Genomic DNA, 19,438 nt, shown 5'->3' with positions numbered 1-19,438 from the left:
CGGGATTGCCCTGACCCGGCCCTGAATTCCCGGCCCGCCGCATCAGCCGATGATCGGCCGCTCCTCCGGCAAATGGTAGAGCCGCGGATGCGCGGACAGGGCCAGGGCAGAAGCCACCGTGATGGTGCCGATGCGGCCCACGAACATGAGTGCCATCAGCACCCACTGCGCGCTGGCCGGCATGTGATAGGTGATGCCGGTGCTCACCCCGACCGTGGCGAAGGCGGAGATGGATTCGAAGAGCACCTTCTCGAGGCTGTAATCGGTGAACATCAGCAGCAGCAGCGTTCCCGCAATGACGGCGGCGACGCCAAGCAAGGCAACGGAGAGCGCCTGGCGCTGCGCCGAGGAGCTGATGGAGCGGTGGGCGATGGTGACCTGCTCGCGTCCGCGGACCTCGTTCCAGATGGCGAATCCCAGGATGAGGAAGGTGGTGATCTTGATGCCGCCCGCCGTCCCCGCACTGCCGCCGCCGATGAACATCAGGATGTTGGTGACCATCAGGGTCTCCGGTGTGGCCGCCCCGTAGTCGATGCTGTTGAAACCGGCGGTCCGGGGAAACACACTGCCGGCCAGCGCGCCGAGGAACTTCCCGCCGGTGGAGAGCGGCCCCAGGGTTTCGGGCCTGTTCCATTCGAAGGCCGCGAAAAACACGAAGCCTGCCGCCAGAAGCAGCAGCGTGCCGTAGACCGTCAACCGGACGTGAACTGTCCATTCCCTGATCCGGAACCCGTCCCGCATCAGGGCGATGATCACCGGAAACCCCAGCCCGCCGGCCACCACGGCTGCGCAGAGGGGAACGATGATCCAGGGATCTTCGGCCAGCCCGATGAGGTTGTCGCTGTAGAGGGAGAACCCGGCATTGTTGAAGGCCGATACAGCATGGAAGATGCCGTGCCAGAGTGCCGTGGCCGGGTTGGCGTCGTACCCGATCCAGAACCGGAGCGTCAGGACCGCTGCCGTGCAGCCCTCCAGGGTGGCCATGATCTTAGCCACCCGCACCAGTACGGAGCGCACATCACCAAAATTCAGGGTGTGGGTTTCGGACTGCGCCACAAGCTGCCCGCGGAGGCCGAGGTTCTTGCGGACCAGCAGCGCGAGCAGCGTTGCCAGCGTCATGATGCCGAAGCCGCCCACCTGGATCAGCGCGAGGATCACGGCCTGGCCGAAGGGTGTCCAGAACGTCGCGGTGTCCACGGTGATCAGGCCGGTCACGCAGACGGCCGAGACCGAAGTGAACAGGGCCGGCATCCCGACGTCGGAGTCGGTGGGGTAATGCGAGGCGGGAAGCAGGAGCAGCCCGGCCCCGACCATTATGACGGCGAGGAACGCCACCGGCACCGACCTGACCGGATGCAGGAGCAGGCGCCTGATGCGGCCGTCCCGGGGCCGGAGGTCCGCGGGCACCTTTGCCGGCCCCTTCAGCGGTACCGCCATTGGACGTCCTCTCATCGGCGGGCAGGCGAAGGGCTTACGAAGGGCGTCAGGCACCGCGACCACAACCGTGGCCGTAGTCCGACGCATCACGGAGCGTAGCACCGCGTGATTCCGGCAGAACCCGGTCTTTACGAAATCCTTACGCCGCCCTTTCCCGGCTACGCAGCGGCGCGGGCGCATACTGTTGGCAGCGTCCCGGCGAAGGGCTAACGTCACAGCCAAGGGGCGGTCCGCAGAAGGAGGCGCAGCGTGACCATTATTGATAACGCCGTCTACGTAAATGGCCGCCGGACCACCGACCCGGAGGGGCTTGAGGAGACGTATTTCCTGCTGCGGCAGCGTGAGGGGATGGCCTGGATCGGCCTCTACCGGCCGGACGCACCGGAACTGCGTTCCGTTGCCGACGAGTTCGACCTCAGCCACCTGGCGGTGGAGGACGCCCTGACCGGGCACCAGCGGGCGAAACTTGAGCACTACGGCGAGACCCTGTTCCTGGTGTTGCGCCCGGCGCGCTATCTCGACGACGTCGAAAAGGTCGAGTTCGGCGAGATCCACGTTTTTGTGGGCACGGATTTTGTGGTCACCGTCCGCCACGCGGAGTCACCGGACCTGGCCCGCGTCCGCCGGCGCATGGAAGGAGAGCCCGAATTCCTGGCGCTGGGCCCGGACGCCGTGCTGTACGCCATCCTGGACCAGGTGGTGGATGAATACGAACCGGTGGCTGCCGGCCTGGAAAACGACATCGACGAAATCGAGGACGACCTCTTCAGCGGCGACCCGGACGTCTCGCGCCGGATTTATGAGCTTTCCCGCCAGGTCATCATGTTCCAGCGCGGAACCAGCCCCCTCGCGGGAATCCTGCAGGCCCTGCTCACCGGAACGGCCGAGCATCGGCCCGGCCCCGAGTTGCAGGACCACCTCCGTGACGTCCTGGACCACGTCCTCCGCCTGGGCGAACGGACCGCCTCCTTCCGGGCCCTGCTGCAGAACGCGCTCACCGTCAACGCCGCGCTGGTGGCCCAGCGGCAGAACGACGAAATGCGTCGCCTGACCGAATCCAGCTTCGCGCAGAGCGAGCAGGTCAAACGGATCTCCTCCTGGGCCGCCATTCTGTTCGCCCCCACCCTGGTGGGCACCATCTACGGGATGAACTTCCGCACCATGCCCGAGCTCGACTGGATCTTCGGCTACCCGATGGCGCTGGGCCTGATGGCGGCCATGGGCGTGGCACTCTACGCCGCGTTCAAGCACAACAAATGGATCTGACCGCGGTCCGCGCCGCGCTGGCGGACACAGCCCGGAGGGCCCGCGTTCCGGGAATGTCACTCGCTGTGGTGTCGCGGGACGGGGCGCTCCACACAGTCGGCACAGGTTTCGCGGACCTTGACGGCCATGCCCCCGCGACTGCGGATACGGTTTATCCCTGGTTTTCCATGACGAAGCCGGTGACAGCCACCGCCGCCCTGCGGCTCTCCGACCGGGGGCTCCTGGACCTGCACGCGCCCGTCCACGAATACCTGCCCTGGCTGCGCGCCCCCGGCCCGGCCCAGCCAACCGTGTGGCAGCTGCTCAGCCATTCCGCGGGGCTGGGCAATCCGCTGCCCGTGACCTGGATCCACCCGGCGGATGCACCGGCGCCGGACCAGGAGCAGATGCTGCGGAAACTGATGGCCCGGCGCCGCGCGTTCCGCCACCCCGTTGGAGGCACCGGTCATTACTCGAACGTCGGCTACCTCCTGGCGGCCCAGATCATCAGCCAGGTTTCCGGGGAGCCGTTTCCCACCTACATCCAGCGCGAGATCCTCGCTCCGCTGGGAATGGCTTCAACCGGCTTCGCCTACCTGCCGGGGCGATCCGCGGCCACCGGCTATGTCCGCCTCCCCCGCCCGCTCACTCCGGCACTCGCGGCAATCCTTCCACCAGGGACCCTGGAGGCAAGGCACGGCGGATATTCCTCACTCAACCCGTTCCTGGTTGACGGCGCGGGATACGGCGGCCTGGTAGGAAGCGTGCTGGACGCGGCAGCCTTCGCCCGCTTGCATCTCAACGATGGGCTGGCTGGTCCGCCGGAAACAGCGCGACCCGAAGGAGCCGCCGGCGCTGCCGCCGGAACTCCCGCGAGCGGCGCTGAACCACAGGGGCACCGCATCCTCCAGGAGTCCACGGCGCGAACCATGCGCGACATCCACGTCAAAGGAAGGCAGTTCGACCACTCCGCGGGCTGGTTCCGGAAGCACTCCAAGGAGTACTCCACGGAGCCATCCGGGTCCTACGTGGAGCATTTCGGCACCGGGCTGGGGTTTTGGAACATCATGCGCCTCTACCCGGAGCAGGGCAGGGCAATCGTGCTCATGTCCAACAGCTCCACGAGCTACGACTACACCAGCCTGTTTTCCCTGGTCCTCCGCCTGCCGTGGACCTGAGGCCCGCGGCTAGGCCTGCTTGACCAGCGCTGCGTCGACGTTGATCTTGACCTTGTCGCTGACCAGCACGCCGCCGGCTTCGAGGACCGCATTCCACGTCAGCCCAAACTCCTTGCGGCTGATTTCGGCCTCTGCGCTGAAACCTGCCCGGGTGGCGCCGAACGGATCAACCGCCACCCCGGTGAACTCCACTTCGAGCTCCACGGGCTTGGTGACGCCGCGGATGGTGAGGTCGCCGGTGACGGTGTAGTCCTCGCCGTCACCTTCGATGCCCGTCGCCCGGAAAGTCATCTCCGGGAACTGCTCCACGTCGAAAAAGTCCGCCCCGCGGACGTGGGCGTCGCGGTTGGCGTCGCCCGAGTCGAAGCTCGCAGTCTTCACGGTGGCGTGCAGGCTGGACGCCGACAGGGACGCGCCCACGTGCGCCTCCGCGGAAGCGTCGGTGAAGCGGCCGCGGACTTTGCTGATGCCGGCATGGCGGACGGTGAACCCGATTTCGCTGTGGGACATATCAAGGGTCCAGATGCCGGGAGTAATACCTTGGGGCAGAGTCACGACGGGTCTCCTTCGACTCGGGTGGCGGGCCTGGCCCGCCGGTTCTTCGGGGTGGTCCCCAGCTGAATGCTAGCGAAGACCATTAGCCACGGCTAGCCTCCGCACCGGGCGCTGCAGGCACAGCCGCAGCCGCAGTCCCAGCCCCGGCCCCGGCCACGGGCAACTTCGGCTGCCACCCAATGGCAGGGGCCACGTGCCGGGCAATGGTGCCGAGCAGCTTGGCGTTGAAGTCCACGCCCAGCTGGTTCGGGACGGTGAGGAGGACGGTGTCGGCAGCCTGCACGGCGGCGTCCGCCGCAAGCTCTTCCGCGATGGCCTCGGGCTCGCCCACGTAGCTTTTGCCGAATCGCGCCACCAGCCCGTCGATGACCCCCACCTGGTCCCGCTTTTCCCGAAGGGCGCTGAGCCCGAAGTACCGGCGGTCCTCCTCGTCAACGATCGGCAGCACGCTCCTGCTGACCGATACCCGTGGCGTGTCCTCGTGGCCGGCACCGGCCCAGGCGCTGCGGAACATGCTGATCTGCTCCGCCTGAAGCTCGTCGAACGGCACGCCGGTGTCTTCGGTTAGCAGCGTGGAACTCATCAGGTTCATGCCCTGTTCCGCGGTCCAGACGGCAGTGGCGCGGGATCCGGCGCCCCACCAGATCCTGCGCGCCAGGTCCGGCGAGTTCGGCTGGACCGGCAATTTGCCGGGCCCGCCGCCGAAGCGGGGATCCCCGTCGGCCACTCCGGCGCCGGTGATGGCGTGGCGGAACACCGCGGTGTGCCGGCGTGCCATGTCCGCGGCGCTCTCGCCCTCGGCAGGAACGTGGCCGAACACTGCGGCGCCGTCCCGTGCCGGCTCGGGTGAACCGCGACTGACGCCCAGCTGCAGCCTGCCGCCGCTGATCAGGTCCGTGGCGGACGCCTCCTCCGCCATGTACAGCGGGTTTTCGTACCGCATGTCGATCACGCCGGTACCCATTTCAATACGGCTGGTGCGGGCGGCGATGGCTGCCAGCAGCGGGAACGGGGAGGCCTGCTGCCGGGCAAAGTGATGCACCCGGAAATATGCGCCGTCGATGCCCAGCTCCTCGGCGGCCACGGCCAGCTCAATGCCCTGCAGCAGGGCGTCCCGGGCGGTGCGGGTCCGGGACCCCTCGACGTTGCCCCAGTGGCCGAAGGAAAGAAATCCGATGCGCTTCATGACAGCGGCAACAAGAAGCCGGCACTCTTCATTCCGGGACTAGATCATTCCGGGACTGGATTATTCCGGGACTAGGCGGCCGGGGCCTTTGCTGCCAGCACGAACGCCCGGACCTTCGCCAGGTCTTTGACTCCCCGCGAACTTTCGACGCCGGAGGAGACGTCCACTCCCCACGCGCCGGCTTCCTTCGCGGCCCGGGCGACGTTCACGGGGTCAAGTCCCCCGGCCAGCAGCCAGTTCCGCCCGGCAAGACCCTTGGCCTGCACCGACGAGTAGTCCCAGGCCTCACCCGAGCCGGGCACGGCCGCATCGATCAGCAGCAGTTCCTCGCCCCAGCTGCCGAATGCTTCCGGGGAAGCACCCATGGTGACGGCCCTGATCACCTTCATGCCGGCGTCGTGTGCTGCTTTTACGTCCTCCGGGGTGCGGTCCCCGTGGAGCTGGATCCACCCGAGGCCCGCCTCGCGGGCGACGGCGACGGCGTCCGCCACCGGCTCGTGGCGGAACACGCCCACCGCTGGGGTGCCCGCCGGCACGTGGGCGAGGAGCTCCCGGGCCCTGGCCGGTGAGACCTCGCGCGGGCTCTTGGTCAGGACGAATCCGACGGCGTCCGCACCGGCACCCGCCGCTGCCTGGACCGACTCCGGCGTACTCAGGCCACACACCTTGACGAACATCCTGATCCTCCTGCGATTCTCTTCCTCCCCTGACGTTAGCAAGCCTGCCAAGTCTGCACCGACGTTACGCCGGGCCCACGTTCCGGCCGCTAGGCTGGGCGGATGGAGATCATCCGCTATGCAGAACTCAGGGCCGAACCGTGGCGCAACAAGGGCGGGGTCACCCGCGAACTGGCCAGCCATCCGAAGGCCGCCTCCTCACAGGACGGCGCATGGGACTGGCGGGTGAGCATCGCCGAGGTGTCCAAGGCCGGCCAGTTCTCAGCGTTTCCCGGCATGGACCGCGTACTCACCGTGGTGGACGGCGAACTCCTGCTGCTGACCGTGGACGGCAGCGAACACCCGCTGGAGAAGTACCGGCCGTTCCGCTTCCCCGGTGACGCGGACGTCACCGGGGCGCTCCCCACGGGGGACATCCGCGGCCTCAACGTGATCACCCGGAACGGGGCGTTCAAGGGTTACACGTCCATCATCGAACTCTCCAAGAAGCGCGCGCACCCCGTGTTTGAAGGGCAACTCGGGATCCTGCTGCAGGGACAGGCCACTGTCAGCCCGGGGGCTGCCGGGGCTGACGCTTCGGATGCCGGACCCGGCGGCGAGGCACCCGGCAGCGGGGCACCCGGCAGCGGGGACACGCCCGACGGCGGCGAGACACCTGAGGCAGCCCCCTCGCCGGGCGAGCCGGAGACGCTGGGACGCTATGACGCCGTCGTCGGTTCCGACTCCGGTACGCCCGAAATCCTGGGCCGGGGCTTCCTGGCCGTCGTATCGATCGACCGGGTGACGGGCTAGCGACCGGTCTCACACAGCGCGTGGCCACAAGACGGAGACCGGTCACAAGGTAGCGGCGGACGCCTGCAGTTCTTCCCGCGGCACCGGCCGGTCCGCCGGGGTGAGCGCTGCGGCGATCACCACGGAGCTCGCCGAGGCCCAGGCCTGCGGCCGGCAGCTCGCGGGGAACGGCACGGGCGTGCGCATGGTGTCCGAGCCGTGGCCGCCAAAGAGCTCCGGCAGCCGCCAGTCGTTGGCCTCGGCCACCTGCAGCAGCCCGGCAGCGAGCTGCGCCGCTTCATCCGGGAAACCGTCGGCCAGCATGCCGCTGATGATCAGGGCTGTGTCATGGCTCCAGACCGCGCCGGCATGGTAGCGGGTGGGCCAGTAGCCGCCGTTGGTGGTGGACAGCGTCCGGACGCCGTAGCCGGAGAACATGGTGGGGTCCATGACGCGACGCACCACAATCCGCTGCTCGTCCTCGTTCAGGATTCCGGTGCCGAGCAGGTGACCCATGTTGGAGGTCACGCCGTCCACCGGGCGTTTGTCCGCATCCAGGGCAAGGGCGGGGTACGGCCCCAGCTCGTCCTCGCACCAGAACTGCGCGCGGAACCGTTCGGCCATGCCGGCCGCGTAGTCGCGCCATTCCTGCGCGCCCGGACGTCCGAAGGCGTCGAGGATCTCCGCGCCCACCACTGCGGCCTCGTAGGCGTAGGCCTGGACCTCGGCCAGTGCGATGGGCCCCCGCGCCAGTGAACCGTCGTGCCAGCGGATGGCGTCGCCGGAGTCCTTCCATCCCTGGTTCACCAGGCCCTGCCCGGAGGCGTCGAGGTATTCCAGGAAGCCGTCCCCGTCCAGGTCGCCGTGGTCCCTGAGCCACTCGAGCGCGTCCTCGAGGTTGGGCAGGAGTTCCTTGACCTCGGCGTCGGGCATGCCGGCTTTCCAGGCATCGTGCAGGAGGCAGATCCACAGCGGAGTGGCGTCAATGGTGCCGTAGTACACCGGCGGCAGGCGCAGGGCGTGGCCGCTCTCCGCCATGGTCAGGACGGTCCGGCGGACTTCATGCAGGATCTTGCCCGGCTGGACTGCCGTGGTGTGGTCTGTTTCGGTGCCCTGCCGGCCGGCGAGCGCACGCAGCGTTCCGCCGGCAATTGCCGTGTTGATAGGCAGCAGCATGCGCGCCGCGATGATGGAATCGCGGCCGAACATAGTGAAGAACCAGGGCGCACCCGCCGCCAGGAACGTGTCATGCGGATGCGAGTAGTGCGCCAGCCGCAGGCTGTTGAGGTCGCTGACGGACCGTTCCAGGAGGCGGCTGAGCCGGGGATCGTTCGATGCCGGAGCGGCGATGGGTTCACCGTCAGGCGCCAGCATCGGAGAATCCGCATCCGTCAGGTCAACAGACCACTCCAGCTCCACGGGTAAACCGGGAGCCACCTCCACGGCCCAGTCGATGGTTACGGTGCTGCCGTCCACGCTGACCGTTCCGTTGGCCGCCGTCAGCGCCAGGGTGGTGTCCTGGTCGCGCCAGGACCAGGTGGTCCCCTGCGGTTCCACGGGGGCGCCGCCACGGCCGCCCTGCTTGATGTTTTCCATGGTGGTGTTGTCCGCGCCCAGGGTCAGCCTGACCGTCAGCGATACGGGTTCCCGCATGGCGGACTCCAGGCGCAGCGTCTCACCCACGCGGCCGGAGCAGCCGGTGAGGGTCTCCGTGTCCTCACCGTGGCGGATGCGGCTGGACCGGGCCGAGCGTGTGCGCACCAGCGAGAGCAGAGGGTCCGCCACTTCGGCGTCCGCACGCACGAAGTAGATGTAGTCGGTTTCCTTGGAGGACCGCAACTGCGTGGACACCCACTCGGGCTCGCGCCCGTCCACGGTGAGGACGGCAGTGTTGAGGACGCGGTCGTCGCCGCAGTAGATCCCCTGGGCGCCGGTGTGGCGGACCTGTCCATGAGCGTCGGACCACGCCTGGATGGGGGCACTGAAAACGCCGGAAAGATTGTGCAGGTATGGCTGTTCAGAGGCCACGGTAAGACAACTCCTGTGCTGCTGGGTGTGGGGGCGGAGGCTGGCGTCCGCTTTACCGGGCGAGAACCTGGGCGCACAGATTTGATCGATCAAATTTGTGCGGTTAAATCGTCTCACACGTTAGTGTGAGACGGAAAAGACGGCGATTCGGCAGCCCTGCCGGGACGCCCGCCGGCCACTGCCTGCATTCCCAACCGTCCAGTACGCGCCCTAAGGAGCCCCATTTGGCCCGGCCCACCCTCGCCAGCCTGGCCAGAGAACTCGCAGTATCCCGGCAGACCATCTCCAACGTGCTGAACGCTCCGCACAAGGTCAAGCCCGCCACCCGGGAGCGCATCCAGGCGGCCATTGAGGCAGCCGGCTACCGGCCCAGCGCCGCCGCCCGGCAGCTGCGCACCCAGCGTTCCATGAACTTCGGCATGCGGCTCCTTCCCGCGACGGACGGAATCAACGGCGCCGTGCTGGACCGCTTCCTGCACGCGCTCACGGAAGCGGCACAGGCGGCCGGCTACCGGCTGACGCTGTTCTGCGCGGACTCGGACAGCGACGAAATCCGCCAGTATGAAGAACTGCTCGACGTCGCCGGGCTGGACGGATTCATCCTCACCTCCAGCACACCGGACGACGTGCGGACCCGCTGGCTGCAGGAACGCGGCACACCGTTCGCCGTCTTTGGCCGGCCCTGGGACGCCGCCGGCGGCCTGACCGCGGCAAGCCACTCCTGGGTGGACATTGACGGTGCCGCAGGAACGGAACAGGCCGTCCGGATGCTGCTGGCGCAGGGCCACTCCAGGATCGGTTTCCTGGGCTCGTACACGGGTAATCCTGTGGGCGCAGACCGCCGCCGCGGCTGGCTGCGCGCCATGGACGCGGCGGGCTACGGCCGGGATGTGCCCGCCCTCAGCGTGGAAGCGGAAGAAACCGTTCCCGGCGGAGCATCCGGTGCGGCCCTGCTGGCCTCGAGGGGCGCCACGGCCATTGTTTGTTCCAGCGACTCACTGGCCCTCGGGGCCGCGGAGAAGCTCCGGGAGTTACGGCCCGGCACTGCGCGGCCAGCCGTCGTGGGCTTTGACAACACTCCCGTGGCGGCCGCACTCGGCCTCTCCAGCGTGGCCCAGCCTGTGGAAGAGGCCGCGCGCCACATGATCCGCGTGCTGACCCACGAGCTGGCCGGCGACGGGACCGGCGCGGCTTCGAACCCGCCCGCCGCCCCGCCGGAAAGGCAGCTCCTCCTTGCCCCGCACGTAGTGGAACGGGTCCCGCTGCCGCTCGCGGCAACCGGCAGCAGTCCGGCCTAAAACGGGGGCCTTGCCGTTTCCCCGTCAGTGCCCTAATGTCGCCAGCTACCAGCTGAATCTCTGGAGCCGATCATGAGCGACAAGGAATCCGCACCAGCCTCGCGCGGCGCCCGCCCCGCCGTCCATCCGGCCGCGCCCGGCCCCCACACCGCCGCAGGCCAGCGCACCACTGCAGACCAGCGCACCACTGCAGTCCAGCGCACAGCCGCAGTCCATCCAGCTGCTCCGCTCGTCGCGATCGGCATCATCTGCGGCATTGCCTGGGCCGCAGGATTCCGCAGCTACATGGTGGAGCTTGTGGGCCCGGCCTCCACCTTCAGCTGGTGGGGAACCTTCGGCGCCATCCTCCTGCCCGGGGCCATTGCTGGCGGTCTCCTGGGCTGGGCGGAAGCACTCCGGCGGGCAGGCGGCCGGCGCGGATGGCGCTGGCTTGCCCTCGCGCCGCTCGCGTTAGCCATCGCCCCGCTGATCATGCCCGGCGCGGTTGCCGCACTCCTCACCGAAGGCCTCGGCGGCGGCGCAATCGCAGTCTCCCTGATGGGGATCGGCGGCGGCTATGCTTTGTCCCGCCGCGGCCCCCTCTGGGCAAGGCTCGTCTGCGGCCTCGTCAGCGCCGCCCTCGCCGCGGCACTCGTCCTGGCCGGCCCCGGGATCGCCGGCGCCCGGCTCGCCTTCACTGAACCGCGCGGGGCGTGGTTTGCCGTCCTGACCGCATCGTTCATCGTTGTGCTGGCCCTCGCCTCGTCGATCCCGCACCGGACCGCCCGCTCCCGTGACCACACCACCCCTGACCGGACCGCCCAGCCCCGGTGAGCTTGGCCACCAACGGTGGCCCCCGCCGTCGGGCGTTGCTACGCTGAGACCAAGGTTCCCCTCGGGACCTCCGGACGACGGTTCAGTACCCGGCACGCGACAAGACTGGCCAAAGGATCTGTCATGTCGTGGTTAATCCTCATCCTCTCCGGTGCGCTCGAGGCCGTGTGGGCCGCAGCGCTGCACAAGACGTCCCAGGCCAAGGGCCTCCGGCGCATCCTGCCCGCAACAGTCTTCCTCGTCTCAGTCATCGCCAGCACCGGCGGGCTGGCCCTCGCGATGCAGCCCATCCCCACCGGCACCGCCTACGCGGTGTGGGTGGGCGTCGGCGTGGTGCTCACCTCCGCCTACGCGATCGTCAGCAAGGTGGAACGCGCGACGGCGGCACGGCTGCTGCTGCTCGCCGGGATCGCCGCGTCCGTGGTGGGCCTGAAGGTGGTGGCGTGATGACCAAGAACGCGACTGCCTGGCTGGTCCTGCTCGCTTCCGCCGTGCTGGAAGCGGTGTGGGCCACCGCCCTGGGGCTGTCCGACGGCTTCTCCCAGGCGCTGCCGACCGCCGTCTTTGCCGTCACCGCAACCCTGAGCATGGCGGGACTGGGGATCGCAGTGAAGTCGATCCCGCTCGGGACCGCCTACGCCGTGTGGGTGGGCATCGGCGCCGCCCTGACCGTGGGCTGGGCGATGGCCACCGGCGTCGAGCCCGCCAACCCGCTCAGGCTGCTGTTCATCGCCGGGATCGTGGGCTGCGCGGCGGGGCTGAAGCTGCTGCCACAGGAGCAGGCCCGGTAGAGCCGCGCACCACCAGGTCGGACGCCAGAACCACCGGCGAGCGCGTGGAATGTTCGCCGGCAATTTCGGCTGACAGGGCATGGACGGCGGCGTGCGCGATCGCAGCGACGGGCTGCCGGAGCGTGGTCAGCGGCGGATTCGTGAGCGCCATCAGCGGTGAATCATCGAAACCGACGATGGACACGTCTTCCGGCACGCGCAGCCCCCTGGCCTGGGCCGCCCGGATGGCGCCCAGCGCCATCACGTCGGACGCGCACACGATGGCCGTGTGGCCGGAGTCCAGCAGCTCATTCGCTGCACTCTGGCCGCCTTCCACCGTGAACATGCTGGTGGCCGTGTGCGGTTCCGGGTCCTCAATGCCCAGGTACTCGGCGAGCGCGGCGCGGAATCCGGCCAGCTTCTGCCTGCTGGGGATGAAGCGGTGCGGGCCGATGGCGAGGCCGACTTTACGGTGCCCCAGGCTGGCAAGGTGCTGCACCGCGGTGCTGATGGCCGCGGCGTCGTCATTGGACACGGAGGCGGCCGGCAGTTCCTGGCGGACGCCGTTGACCAGGACGAACGGAATGCCGCGGCCGCGCAGCCGGTGGTAGCGCTCCAGGCTGGCCTGGCCGTCGGCATGTGAGCTGCAGATAAAAATGATGCCGGAGGCCTCCTGCGCCACGAGCATCTCGATGTACTCGTCCTCGGAGCGTCCCCCGCCGGGCAAAGCACAGAGCACCGGGATGAAGTCCTCCTGGGACAGGAGCGACACGACCGTCTGCGCGATTGCCGGAAAGATCGGGTTGGTCAGGTCCGGGACGATGATCCCCACCTGGCCGCGGGTGGTGCTGCGTGCGCGGTCCGGGCGCTCGTAGCCGAGGTCGTCCATTGCTGCGAGTACGGCCTGCCGCACCTCGCGCGACACGCCCTTGCGGCCATTGACCACCCGGGACACCGTGGCGATGCTGACCCCGACCTTCCGGGCCAGGTCCTCCAGCTTCGGTCGCTCCGGGGCGGCCGGGTCTGTGCGGCCCGCTGTCGTGCTCATAAGGCTCCTTCACCGGAACGGCTGTCCGGAAGTCATGGTGTTTCCAGTGTACGTAAACGGCACGTCGCGTTGCATGAAAACAGAACGCTCTATTTTCAGTAAATGGTTGACGTGCGTCACAGGAGGTCCTTAGGCTCGTCGGTATCCCCGCTCACCGCCGATGCCGTTCTGGGGCATTGCCAAGGAAGGTCTCCCATGATTCGCCACTCCCGCCCGCCCGGGTCCCCGCCCGCCCTCAACAGGAAACTCCTGGCAGCGCTGGCCGCGGCCTGCGCTGCGCCCCTCACCCTGGGCGGCCTTGCCCTCCCCGCATTTGCGGACCACACCGCCACTCCGGTGGCTGTGGCGCTGGTGGGTTCGCTGCAGTCCGAAATCGGCTGCCCCGGAGACTGGCAGCCGGAGTGCGCCGCCAGCAGGCTGCTGCCGGTGGAGGGATCCGCAACCCTCTACCGGGCCACCTTCGATGTCCCCGCCGGCACCTACGCCATGAAGGTCGCCCTCAACAATTCATGGGACGAGAACTACGGGGCCGGTGAAGCTGCGGGTGGCGGCGACATCGTCCTGAACGCGCCGGGAGGACCCGTGACGTTCACGTACGACCACGCCAGCCACACCCTCACTGACGACGTTCCGGATGCGCTCGGAGCCGACGCCGGCGCGCACTGGCTGACGGCGGACACCATCGCCTGGAAGGCTCCGGCGGCCGAAGGTACGCAGTACCGGCTTTACAGCGCGCCCGACGGCGGCCTGGCGGTTGCGGACGGACAGGTCACCGGCGGCTCCTCCCTCCCGCTCGAGCGGGATGCCGACGGCCTGGACGCCGGCCTGGCGGCCAAATACCCGCATCTGGCGGGCCTTGCCTCCCTGCGGCTGACGGAAGCCGACGCGCTCCGGGCCAAGGAACTGCTCAAGGGCCAGCTGCTCGTGGCCGCCGTCGGGGCGGACGGCAAGGTCACGGCCGCCACCGGAGTCCAGGTCCCCGGCGTCCTGGACACCATCTACCCCGAAGCGGCGGAGCAGGAACTTGGGCTGACCTGGCAGGGCAAGCGTCCGGAGCTTTCGCTGTGGGCACCCACTGCCCGGAGTGTCACCGTCCACGCCTACGCCTCCGGATCCGGCGGCGAGCCCGTGGCCAGCAGGGCCATGAAGCCCGCCGGGGACGGCGTCTGGTCCGTCACCGGGGACAAGGACTGGAACGGCGCCTACTACCTGTACGAGGTGGAGGTCTTCGTCCCGGAAACCGGAAAGGTTGAACGCAACCTCGTCACGGACCCGTACAGCGTGGGCCTTTCCGCCAACTCGGAACGCAGCCTCTTCGTGGACCTCGAGGACAAGTCGCTGGCGCCGGCCGGCTGGGCCAAGCTGCAGAAGCCCGCGCTCAGCAAGCCGGAGGACCTCTCCCTGTACGAACTGCATGTGCGCGACTTTTCCATCACCGACGACTCCGTTCCGGCCGAGCACCGCGGCACCTACAAGGCGTTCACCGACACTGGCAGCAACGGCATGAAGCGCATGCAGGAACTGGCGGACGCCGGGATGAACGCCGTCCACCTTCTGCCCGTCAACGACATCGGCACCATTGAGGAGCGCCGCAGCGAACAGCGCGAACCGGTCTGTGACCTGGCAGCCCTTCCCGCCGATTCCGAGGAACAGCAGGCCTGTGTCGCCGAAACGGCGGCCAGGGACGGCTTCAACTGGGGCTACGATCCCCTGCACTACACAACGCCGGAAGGCTCCTACTCCACCAACCCGGAGGGGGCCACCAGGATCACGGAATTCCGTGAAATGGTGGCCGCCCTCAACACCACCGGCGCGAGGGTCATCCAGGACGTCGTCTACAACCACACGTCGAGTGCCGGCCAGTCCGGGAGCAACAACCTCGACCGGATCGTGCCGGGCTATTACCACCGCCTGAACGCCGTCACGGGATCCCTGGAGACGTCCACGTGCTGCGCCAACACGGCCACCGAGAACACCATGATGGGCAAGCTCATGGTCGATTCCCTGGTGACCCTGGCCAGGACTTACAAGCTGGACGGTTTCCGCTTCGACCTCATGGGCCACCACTCAAAGCAGAACATGCTGGACGTCAGGGCGGCCCTCGATCAGCTGACCCTGTCCAAGGACGGCGTAGACGGCAAGAACATCACCCTGTACGGCGAGGGCTGGAACTTCGGCGAGGTGGCCAACAACGCCAGGTTCGTCCAGGCCACCCAGGCAAACATGGCCGGGACCGGCATCGCCACGTTCAACGACCGGCTGCGCGACGCCGTCCGCGGCGGAGGCCCGTTCGACCCCGATCCGCGGGTCCAGGGCTTCGCTTCCGGACTGTTCACGGATCCCAACGATTCGCCGGCCAACGGCACCCCGGAACAGCAGAAAGCCGCCCTCCTCCTCGCCCAGGACCTGGTGAAGGTGGGCCTGACCGGCAACCTGAAGGACTACTCCTTCATCGACCGCACCGGCGCCACGGTCAAGGGCGCGGACGTACCGTACAACGGCGCCCCTGCCGGGTACACAAGCGACCCGCAGGAAGCCATCACCTACGTTGAGGCCCACGACAACGAGACGCTGTTCGACGCCCTCGCCCTGAAACTCCCGCAGGACACGGCCATGGCGGACCGCACACGGATGCAGACCCTCGCGCTCAGCACCACCGCCTTCGGCCAGGGCATCTCCTTCTGGCACGCCGGCGGCGAATCCCTGCGCAGCAAGTCCCTGGACCGCAACAGCTACGATTCCGGCGACTGGTTCAACGTCCTGGACCACACGGATGCCACCAACGGCTTCGGCCGCGGCCTGCCGCCCAAGGCTGACAACGAGGACAAGTACGGCTACATGCGCCCGCTGCTGGCGGATCCGGCCCAGAAGCCGGTGTCCGCGGAGATCGCGGAAGCCCGCGGACGTGCCGCGGAACTGCTGCAGATCCGCAAGAGCACACCGCTGTTCCACCTCGGCGAGGCGGCGCTGGTGCAGCAGAAGGTGTCCTTCCCGGCCGGCGGCCCGGACCAGGCCCCCGGCGTGGTGGTGATGCGCATTGACGACTCGGTCGGGACGGACGTGGACCGGAACCTGCGCGGACTCGTGGTGGTGTTCAACGCCTCGGACGAGGCCACCAGCCAGACGGTGGCCGGTACCGCAGGGGCAACCTTTACCCTGCACCCGGTGCAGGCCGGCGGCATCGATTCCGTGGTCAAGACGGCCACGCATGACACGGCGTCCGGGACGTTCACCGTCCCGGCCCGCACCGTGGCGGTGTTCCAGGCAAAATAGCCGCGGATTAGGCTGGTGCCCATGGCATCTTCCCCGCCGGACGCACTCCGGCACCCCGACGTGACGGCGGCCGTAGCGGACCTGCGCGGCCGCCTGGCGACGGGAAGCCGGATACTGCTCGGCATCACGGGCTCGCCGGGGTCCGGGAAATCGACCTTTGCGGCCGCCCTGCACACCCTCTTTGGCCCGGACGTTGCCGTGGTGGTGCCGATGGACGGCTTCCATCTGGGCAACGCGATTATTGAGGGCACGCCGCTGCGGCAGCGCAAGGGGGCCATCGACACGTTCGACGTCGGCGGTTACCTCTCGCTGCTGCGGCGGCTGGCGCGCCGGGATGAGGCAGTGGTTTACGCGCCGGATTTCCGGCGCGCGATCGACGAACCGGTGGCGGCCTCCATTGCCGTGCCGGCCTCCGTCCCGCTGGTGATCACCGAAGGGAACTACCTCCTGGCGGACCGCCCGGTCTGGCAACAGGTCCGGGCGCAGCTGGACGAGGTCTGGTTCATGGATACTTCCGCGGCTCTTCGCCTCGAGCGGCTGGTGGACCGGCACGTGCACTTCGGCATGGCCCGGCCCGCCGCGGAGGAATGGGCCGCCGGTTCCGACGAGGCGAACGCCCGGCTGATCGAAGCCACCCGCGGCGCGGCGGACCGGGTCATTCCGTGGTCCTAGGGTTTCCCGTTCGTTGAACCGCTGGCCGGCCGGAGTTTCCCCACGTCTTATTTCCGCGGCAAACCGCCCAAGGCCGCGGAGCCCTGTTAGCCTGCTCCCTAGGATCACCGGACCATCATCGGGTCTCAGCCGGTGGCTGGATCCCCCGTGGTTCCTGGACGCAGAGGACAACAGCACATGGATGCGCACGCGCCGGGCAATGCTTCAGGAACAGCCGCCACACCACCGGAGGACCCCGTAACCGGGGCTGCCGTTACCGGGGCTGCCGTTACCGGGGCTGCCGTTACCGGGGCTGCGTCGGGGCGGACCTGGAGCCTCCGGCGCGAATGGTCCAGGGCGTTCCTGCTCATGCTCGCCGCACTGCTGATCGGCGCCGTCGTCACGATCGTGGGCGTGCGCGGCCTGATGGACCAGGTGCAGGAAACATCCGGCCGGCTCCAGCTCGAGCTCGAAAAAGTCGAGGCCCTCCGGTCAGCACTCGACGGCCACGAGCAGCTGGGGCACCAGCTGCTCTCCAACGCACCCGTTGACCGCTCCGCGTTCCTGCGGCAGCAGGAGGAGGTTTCCCGCCTCTTCGAGGACGTTGGCGCGGTACTGCCGGCTGAAACGGAAGTGCGGGAAACAATCGCCGCCGCCCGGCAGTCCTGGCAGGAAGCCTTGACGGACCATGGCCTGTGGGGCAGCCAGGTGCTTTCGCTCCGGGGCAGCCATGTGGAGGAGACCCCGGCACTGGCCGCCGCCAGCGCCGGAATCCGCACCCGGCTGGCGGATATCCGGCGCTACTCCCTGGGCGAAATGGACAACGGACTCGCGCACAGCGCCGAACTCGAACGGTTCCTGGTCATCGCCCGCAGCATCCTGTTCGTGGTGGCAGTGGGCGCCACGGTGTACTTCCGCCGCAGGATGGTCAAGGACCTCATGCGCCCGGTAGGAAGCCTGCACCAGGGTGTCCGCAAGCTGCAGGCCGGCAACTATAAACACCGCATCGAGGTCTTCCGCCGCGACGAACTTGGCGAGCTGGCGGACGCGTTCAACGGCATGGCCGCCGCTGTCCACAGCAGCCATGAGGCCCTCACCCACCGGGCGACGCACGACCCCCTCACCGGCCTGGCAAACCGGGCGGCCCTGATGGAACGCCTCACCGCGTCCTTTGGGGCCGGAAGCACCCGCAGGAACCGGAACGAAGGACTGCTGTTCATCGACATCGATGACTTCAAGGAGGTCAACGATTCGCTGGGACACGAGCGGGGTGATGCGCTGCTCATCCAGCTGGCCGGCCGCCTGAAGGGCTGCGTACGCTCCGACGACGTGGTTGCCCGGCTCGGCGGGGACGAGTTCGCGATTGTGGTGATGGACGACGACGCCGGCTCCGTCACCGCCGCGATCGCCGAACGGATCCACGGGGCATTGCGCGCACCGTTCTTCGTCGGCGACGACCGCCTGACCGTCACAGCCAGCATGGGTGCGGCACAGCGCCGTCCGGAAACCACAGACGCTGCCGAGCTGCTGCGGCAGGCGGACTTCGCGATGTATATGGCCAAGCACGGCGGAAAGGCCCGCTTCCAGCTTTTTGACGCCGAGGGCTACGACCATATGACCTACCGCGCCGCCCTCAAACGGGATCTGGCCTCCGCCGTGCCCGCCGGCCAGCTCCGCCTCGAATACCAGCCCATTGCCGACCTGACCAGCGGAGCCATCCTCGGGTTGGAAGCGCTGGTGCGCTGGGAGCACCCTACGCTGGGACTGCTGGCGCCGTCGGAGTTCATTCCGCTCGCCGAGGAGACCGGCGACATCGACGCCGTCGGCTGCTGGGTGCTGGACAACGCGAGCCGTCAGGCGGCCGGCTGGCGGACCTCCCTGCCGCACTGCGAAGGGCTCTGGATTGCCATCAACCTCTCCACCATCCAGCTACCCAATCCGCGGAACCTGGCCGCCATCAAACGCATCCTTGCCGACCCCGCGGCGCAGGCGGACAAGGTGGTGCTCGAAGTCACCGAAACAGCCCTTGCCGGCAGCACGGACGGCGGGATCGCCGCGCTCAAGACCCTGAAGGAAACCGGTGTGCGGGTGGCCATCGACGACTTCGGGACCGGGTATTCCTCGCTGAGCTCCCTGGCAGTGCTGCCGGCGGACATCCTCAAGATTGACCGTTCCTTCCTTGGGCGGCAATCGTCCGAGGTGCAGTCGGCGGCGATGCTCGAAGGCATCCTCGGGCTTGCCCGCATGCTCTCCCTGGAAGTTATTGCCGAAGGGGTGGAGGAGCCCGGACAGCTGGACCTCCTCCGTGCCCTGGATTGCCGGATGGGCCAAGGCTACTTCCTGGCCCGGCCGGGTTCCGCCGAGGCGATCGAAACGCTCCTGGCTTCGGGTGCCCGCCTGCAGCCCGGCCCGGCGGCGCTCGAGCGCGCCGTCGATTCATAAGGAATACTGGCCTTCCCGCGGGAGTTCTTGGCTAGGACGGCACTTCCCTGAATACGCAAAGCAGCG

The 19,438-nt window shown here is 68.3% G+C and carries 16 protein-coding genes and 1 riboswitch; of the genes, 10 read left to right on the top strand and 6 right to left on the bottom strand.

The window, feature by feature from the left end; genetic code table 11:
• Positions 1-42: 42 nt before the first annotated feature.
• Entirely contained in the window at positions 43-1,437 is a 1,395-nt protein-coding gene (locus AC6JAC_RS02465) for a TrkH family potassium uptake protein (RefSeq protein ID WP_497963334.1), read from the bottom strand.
• 249 nt (positions 1,438-1,686) lie between these two features.
• Here AC6JAC_RS02465 and AC6JAC_RS02460 point away from each other — a divergent pair, with 249 nt between their 5' ends.
• Positions 1,687-2,703 carry a magnesium and cobalt transport protein CorA gene (locus AC6JAC_RS02460; RefSeq protein WP_028272802.1) on the top strand — a complete coding sequence of 339 codons (1,017 nt, stop codon included), beginning with the start codon at positions 1,687-1,689 and terminating at the stop codon, positions 2,701-2,703.
• Complete coding sequence (locus AC6JAC_RS02455) at positions 2,694-3,860, top strand: serine hydrolase domain-containing protein (RefSeq protein WP_497963333.1); 1,167 nt, start codon at positions 2,694-2,696, stop codon at positions 3,858-3,860. Before AC6JAC_RS02460 ends, AC6JAC_RS02455 begins: the two co-directional genes overlap by 10 nt.
• 9 nt (positions 3,861-3,869) lie before the next feature.
• On the opposite strand, the gene AC6JAC_RS02450 is transcribed toward AC6JAC_RS02455, so the two are convergent.
• The 3 genes from AC6JAC_RS02450 to AC6JAC_RS02440 all read right to left on the bottom strand — a co-directional run bounded on the left by AC6JAC_RS02450 (position 3,870) and on the right by AC6JAC_RS02440 (position 6,278).
• On the bottom strand, positions 3,870-4,415 hold the full coding sequence (locus tag AC6JAC_RS02450) for a YceI family protein (protein ID WP_028272800.1): 546 nt from the start codon (positions 4,413-4,415) through the stop codon (positions 3,870-3,872).
• Between the two features lie 82 nt (positions 4,416-4,497).
• Positions 4,498-5,601: an LLM class flavin-dependent oxidoreductase gene (locus tag AC6JAC_RS02445; protein WP_497963332.1), complete on the bottom strand. Its 1,104-nt coding sequence runs from the start codon at positions 5,599-5,601 to the stop codon at positions 4,498-4,500.
• 71 nt (positions 5,602-5,672) lie between these two features.
• Complete coding sequence (locus tag AC6JAC_RS02440; RefSeq protein ID WP_454699635.1) at positions 5,673-6,278, bottom strand: phosphoribosylanthranilate isomerase; 606 nt, start codon at positions 6,276-6,278, stop codon at positions 5,673-5,675.
• A 102-nt stretch (positions 6,279-6,380) separates the two neighbouring features.
• Here AC6JAC_RS02440 and AC6JAC_RS02435 point away from each other — a divergent pair, with 102 nt between their 5' ends.
• Complete coding sequence (locus AC6JAC_RS02435) at positions 6,381-7,070, top strand: HutD/Ves family protein (protein ID WP_497963331.1); 690 nt, start codon at positions 6,381-6,383, stop codon at positions 7,068-7,070.
• Between the two features lie 42 nt (positions 7,071-7,112).
• Here AC6JAC_RS02435 and AC6JAC_RS02430 read toward each other — a convergent pair whose 3' ends face one another.
• Complete coding sequence (locus AC6JAC_RS02430; protein WP_497963330.1) at positions 7,113-9,077, bottom strand: glycogen debranching N-terminal domain-containing protein; 1,965 nt, start codon at positions 9,075-9,077, stop codon at positions 7,113-7,115.
• Positions 9,078-9,301: 224 nt separating this feature from the next.
• Here AC6JAC_RS02430 and AC6JAC_RS02425 point away from each other — a divergent pair, with 224 nt between their 5' ends.
• From AC6JAC_RS02425 to AC6JAC_RS02410, 4 genes are all read left to right on the top strand, one after another.
• Positions 9,302-10,375: a LacI family DNA-binding transcriptional regulator gene (locus AC6JAC_RS02425; RefSeq protein ID WP_043439731.1), complete on the top strand. Its 1,074-nt coding sequence runs from the start codon at positions 9,302-9,304 to the stop codon at positions 10,373-10,375.
• Between the two features lie 72 nt (positions 10,376-10,447).
• Positions 10,448-11,188 (top strand): hypothetical protein, encoded by a 741-nt coding sequence (locus AC6JAC_RS02420; RefSeq protein ID WP_497963329.1) that lies wholly within the window; start codon positions 10,448-10,450, stop codon positions 11,186-11,188.
• 49 nt (positions 11,189-11,237) lie between these two features.
• A riboswitch (guanidine-III (ykkC-III) riboswitch) is annotated at positions 11,238-11,302 on the top strand.
• 9 nt (positions 11,303-11,311) lie between these two features.
• A complete protein-coding gene (locus AC6JAC_RS02415) occupies positions 11,312-11,635 on the top strand; it encodes a DMT family transporter (protein WP_497963328.1) in 324 nt (107 codons plus the stop codon).
• Positions 11,635-11,979: a DMT family transporter gene (locus AC6JAC_RS02410; protein ID WP_497963327.1), complete on the top strand. Its 345-nt coding sequence runs from the start codon at positions 11,635-11,637 to the stop codon at positions 11,977-11,979. The genes AC6JAC_RS02415 and AC6JAC_RS02410 overlap by 1 nt, the downstream gene beginning before the upstream one ends.
• On the opposite strand, the gene AC6JAC_RS02405 is transcribed toward AC6JAC_RS02410, so the two are convergent.
• Positions 11,915-13,006 carry a LacI family DNA-binding transcriptional regulator gene (locus tag AC6JAC_RS02405; protein WP_497963326.1) on the bottom strand — a complete coding sequence of 364 codons (1,092 nt, stop codon included), beginning with the start codon at positions 13,004-13,006 and terminating at the stop codon, positions 11,915-11,917. The two genes, AC6JAC_RS02410 and AC6JAC_RS02405, sit on opposite strands and share 65 nt — an antisense overlap.
• A 195-nt stretch (positions 13,007-13,201) precedes the next feature.
• Between AC6JAC_RS02405 and pulA the strand changes: the two genes are divergently transcribed.
• From pulA to AC6JAC_RS02390, 3 genes are all read left to right on the top strand, one after another.
• A complete protein-coding gene (gene pulA, locus AC6JAC_RS02400) occupies positions 13,202-16,279 on the top strand; it encodes a pullulanase-type alpha-1,6-glucosidase (protein WP_497963325.1) in 3,078 nt (1,025 codons plus the stop codon).
• A 21-nt stretch (positions 16,280-16,300) separates the two neighbouring features.
• Positions 16,301-16,951: a nucleoside/nucleotide kinase family protein gene (locus AC6JAC_RS02395; protein WP_497963324.1), complete on the top strand. Its 651-nt coding sequence runs from the start codon at positions 16,301-16,303 to the stop codon at positions 16,949-16,951.
• 177 nt (positions 16,952-17,128) lie between these two features.
• A complete protein-coding gene (locus AC6JAC_RS02390; RefSeq protein WP_497963323.1) occupies positions 17,129-19,372 on the top strand; it encodes a putative bifunctional diguanylate cyclase/phosphodiesterase in 2,244 nt (747 codons plus the stop codon).
• Positions 19,373-19,438: the final 66 nt, after the last annotated feature.

The sequence above is a fragment of the Arthrobacter sp. KUASC02 genome (assembly GCF_059739395.1).
The sequence above is the reverse complement of the archived record's forward strand: the minus strand, read 5'-3'. Positions and strand labels throughout refer to the sequence as shown.

Bases quoted from the DNA above. Each gene is read 5' to 3' on its own strand.
- AC6JAC_RS02465 (WP_497963334.1), bottom strand. From the start codon at position 1,437: ATGGCGGTACCGCTGAAGGGGCCGGCAAAGGTGCCCGCGGACCTCCGG.
- AC6JAC_RS02455 (WP_497963333.1), top strand. From the start codon at position 2,694: ATGGATCTGACCGCGGTCCGCGCCGCGCTGGCGGACACAGCCCGGAGG.
- AC6JAC_RS02445 (WP_497963332.1), bottom strand. From the start codon at position 5,601: ATGAAGCGCATCGGATTTCTTTCCTTCGGCCACTGGGGCAACGTCGAG.
- AC6JAC_RS02440 (WP_454699635.1), bottom strand. From the start codon at position 6,278: ATGTTCGTCAAGGTGTGTGGCCTGAGTACGCCGGAGTCGGTCCAGGCA.
- AC6JAC_RS02435 (WP_497963331.1), top strand. From the start codon at position 6,381: ATGGAGATCATCCGCTATGCAGAACTCAGGGCCGAACCGTGGCGCAAC.
- AC6JAC_RS02420 (WP_497963329.1), top strand. From the start codon at position 10,448: ATGAGCGACAAGGAATCCGCACCAGCCTCGCGCGGCGCCCGCCCCGCC.
- AC6JAC_RS02415 (WP_497963328.1), top strand. From the start codon at position 11,312: ATGTCGTGGTTAATCCTCATCCTCTCCGGTGCGCTCGAGGCCGTGTGG.
- AC6JAC_RS02410 (WP_497963327.1), top strand. From the start codon at position 11,635: ATGACCAAGAACGCGACTGCCTGGCTGGTCCTGCTCGCTTCCGCCGTG.
- AC6JAC_RS02405 (WP_497963326.1), bottom strand. From the start codon at position 13,006: ATGAGCACGACAGCGGGCCGCACAGACCCGGCCGCCCCGGAGCGACCG.
- pulA (WP_497963325.1), top strand. From the start codon at position 13,202: ATGATTCGCCACTCCCGCCCGCCCGGGTCCCCGCCCGCCCTCAACAGG.
- AC6JAC_RS02395 (WP_497963324.1), top strand. From the start codon at position 16,301: ATGGCATCTTCCCCGCCGGACGCACTCCGGCACCCCGACGTGACGGCG.
- AC6JAC_RS02390 (WP_497963323.1), top strand. From the start codon at position 17,129: ATGGATGCGCACGCGCCGGGCAATGCTTCAGGAACAGCCGCCACACCA.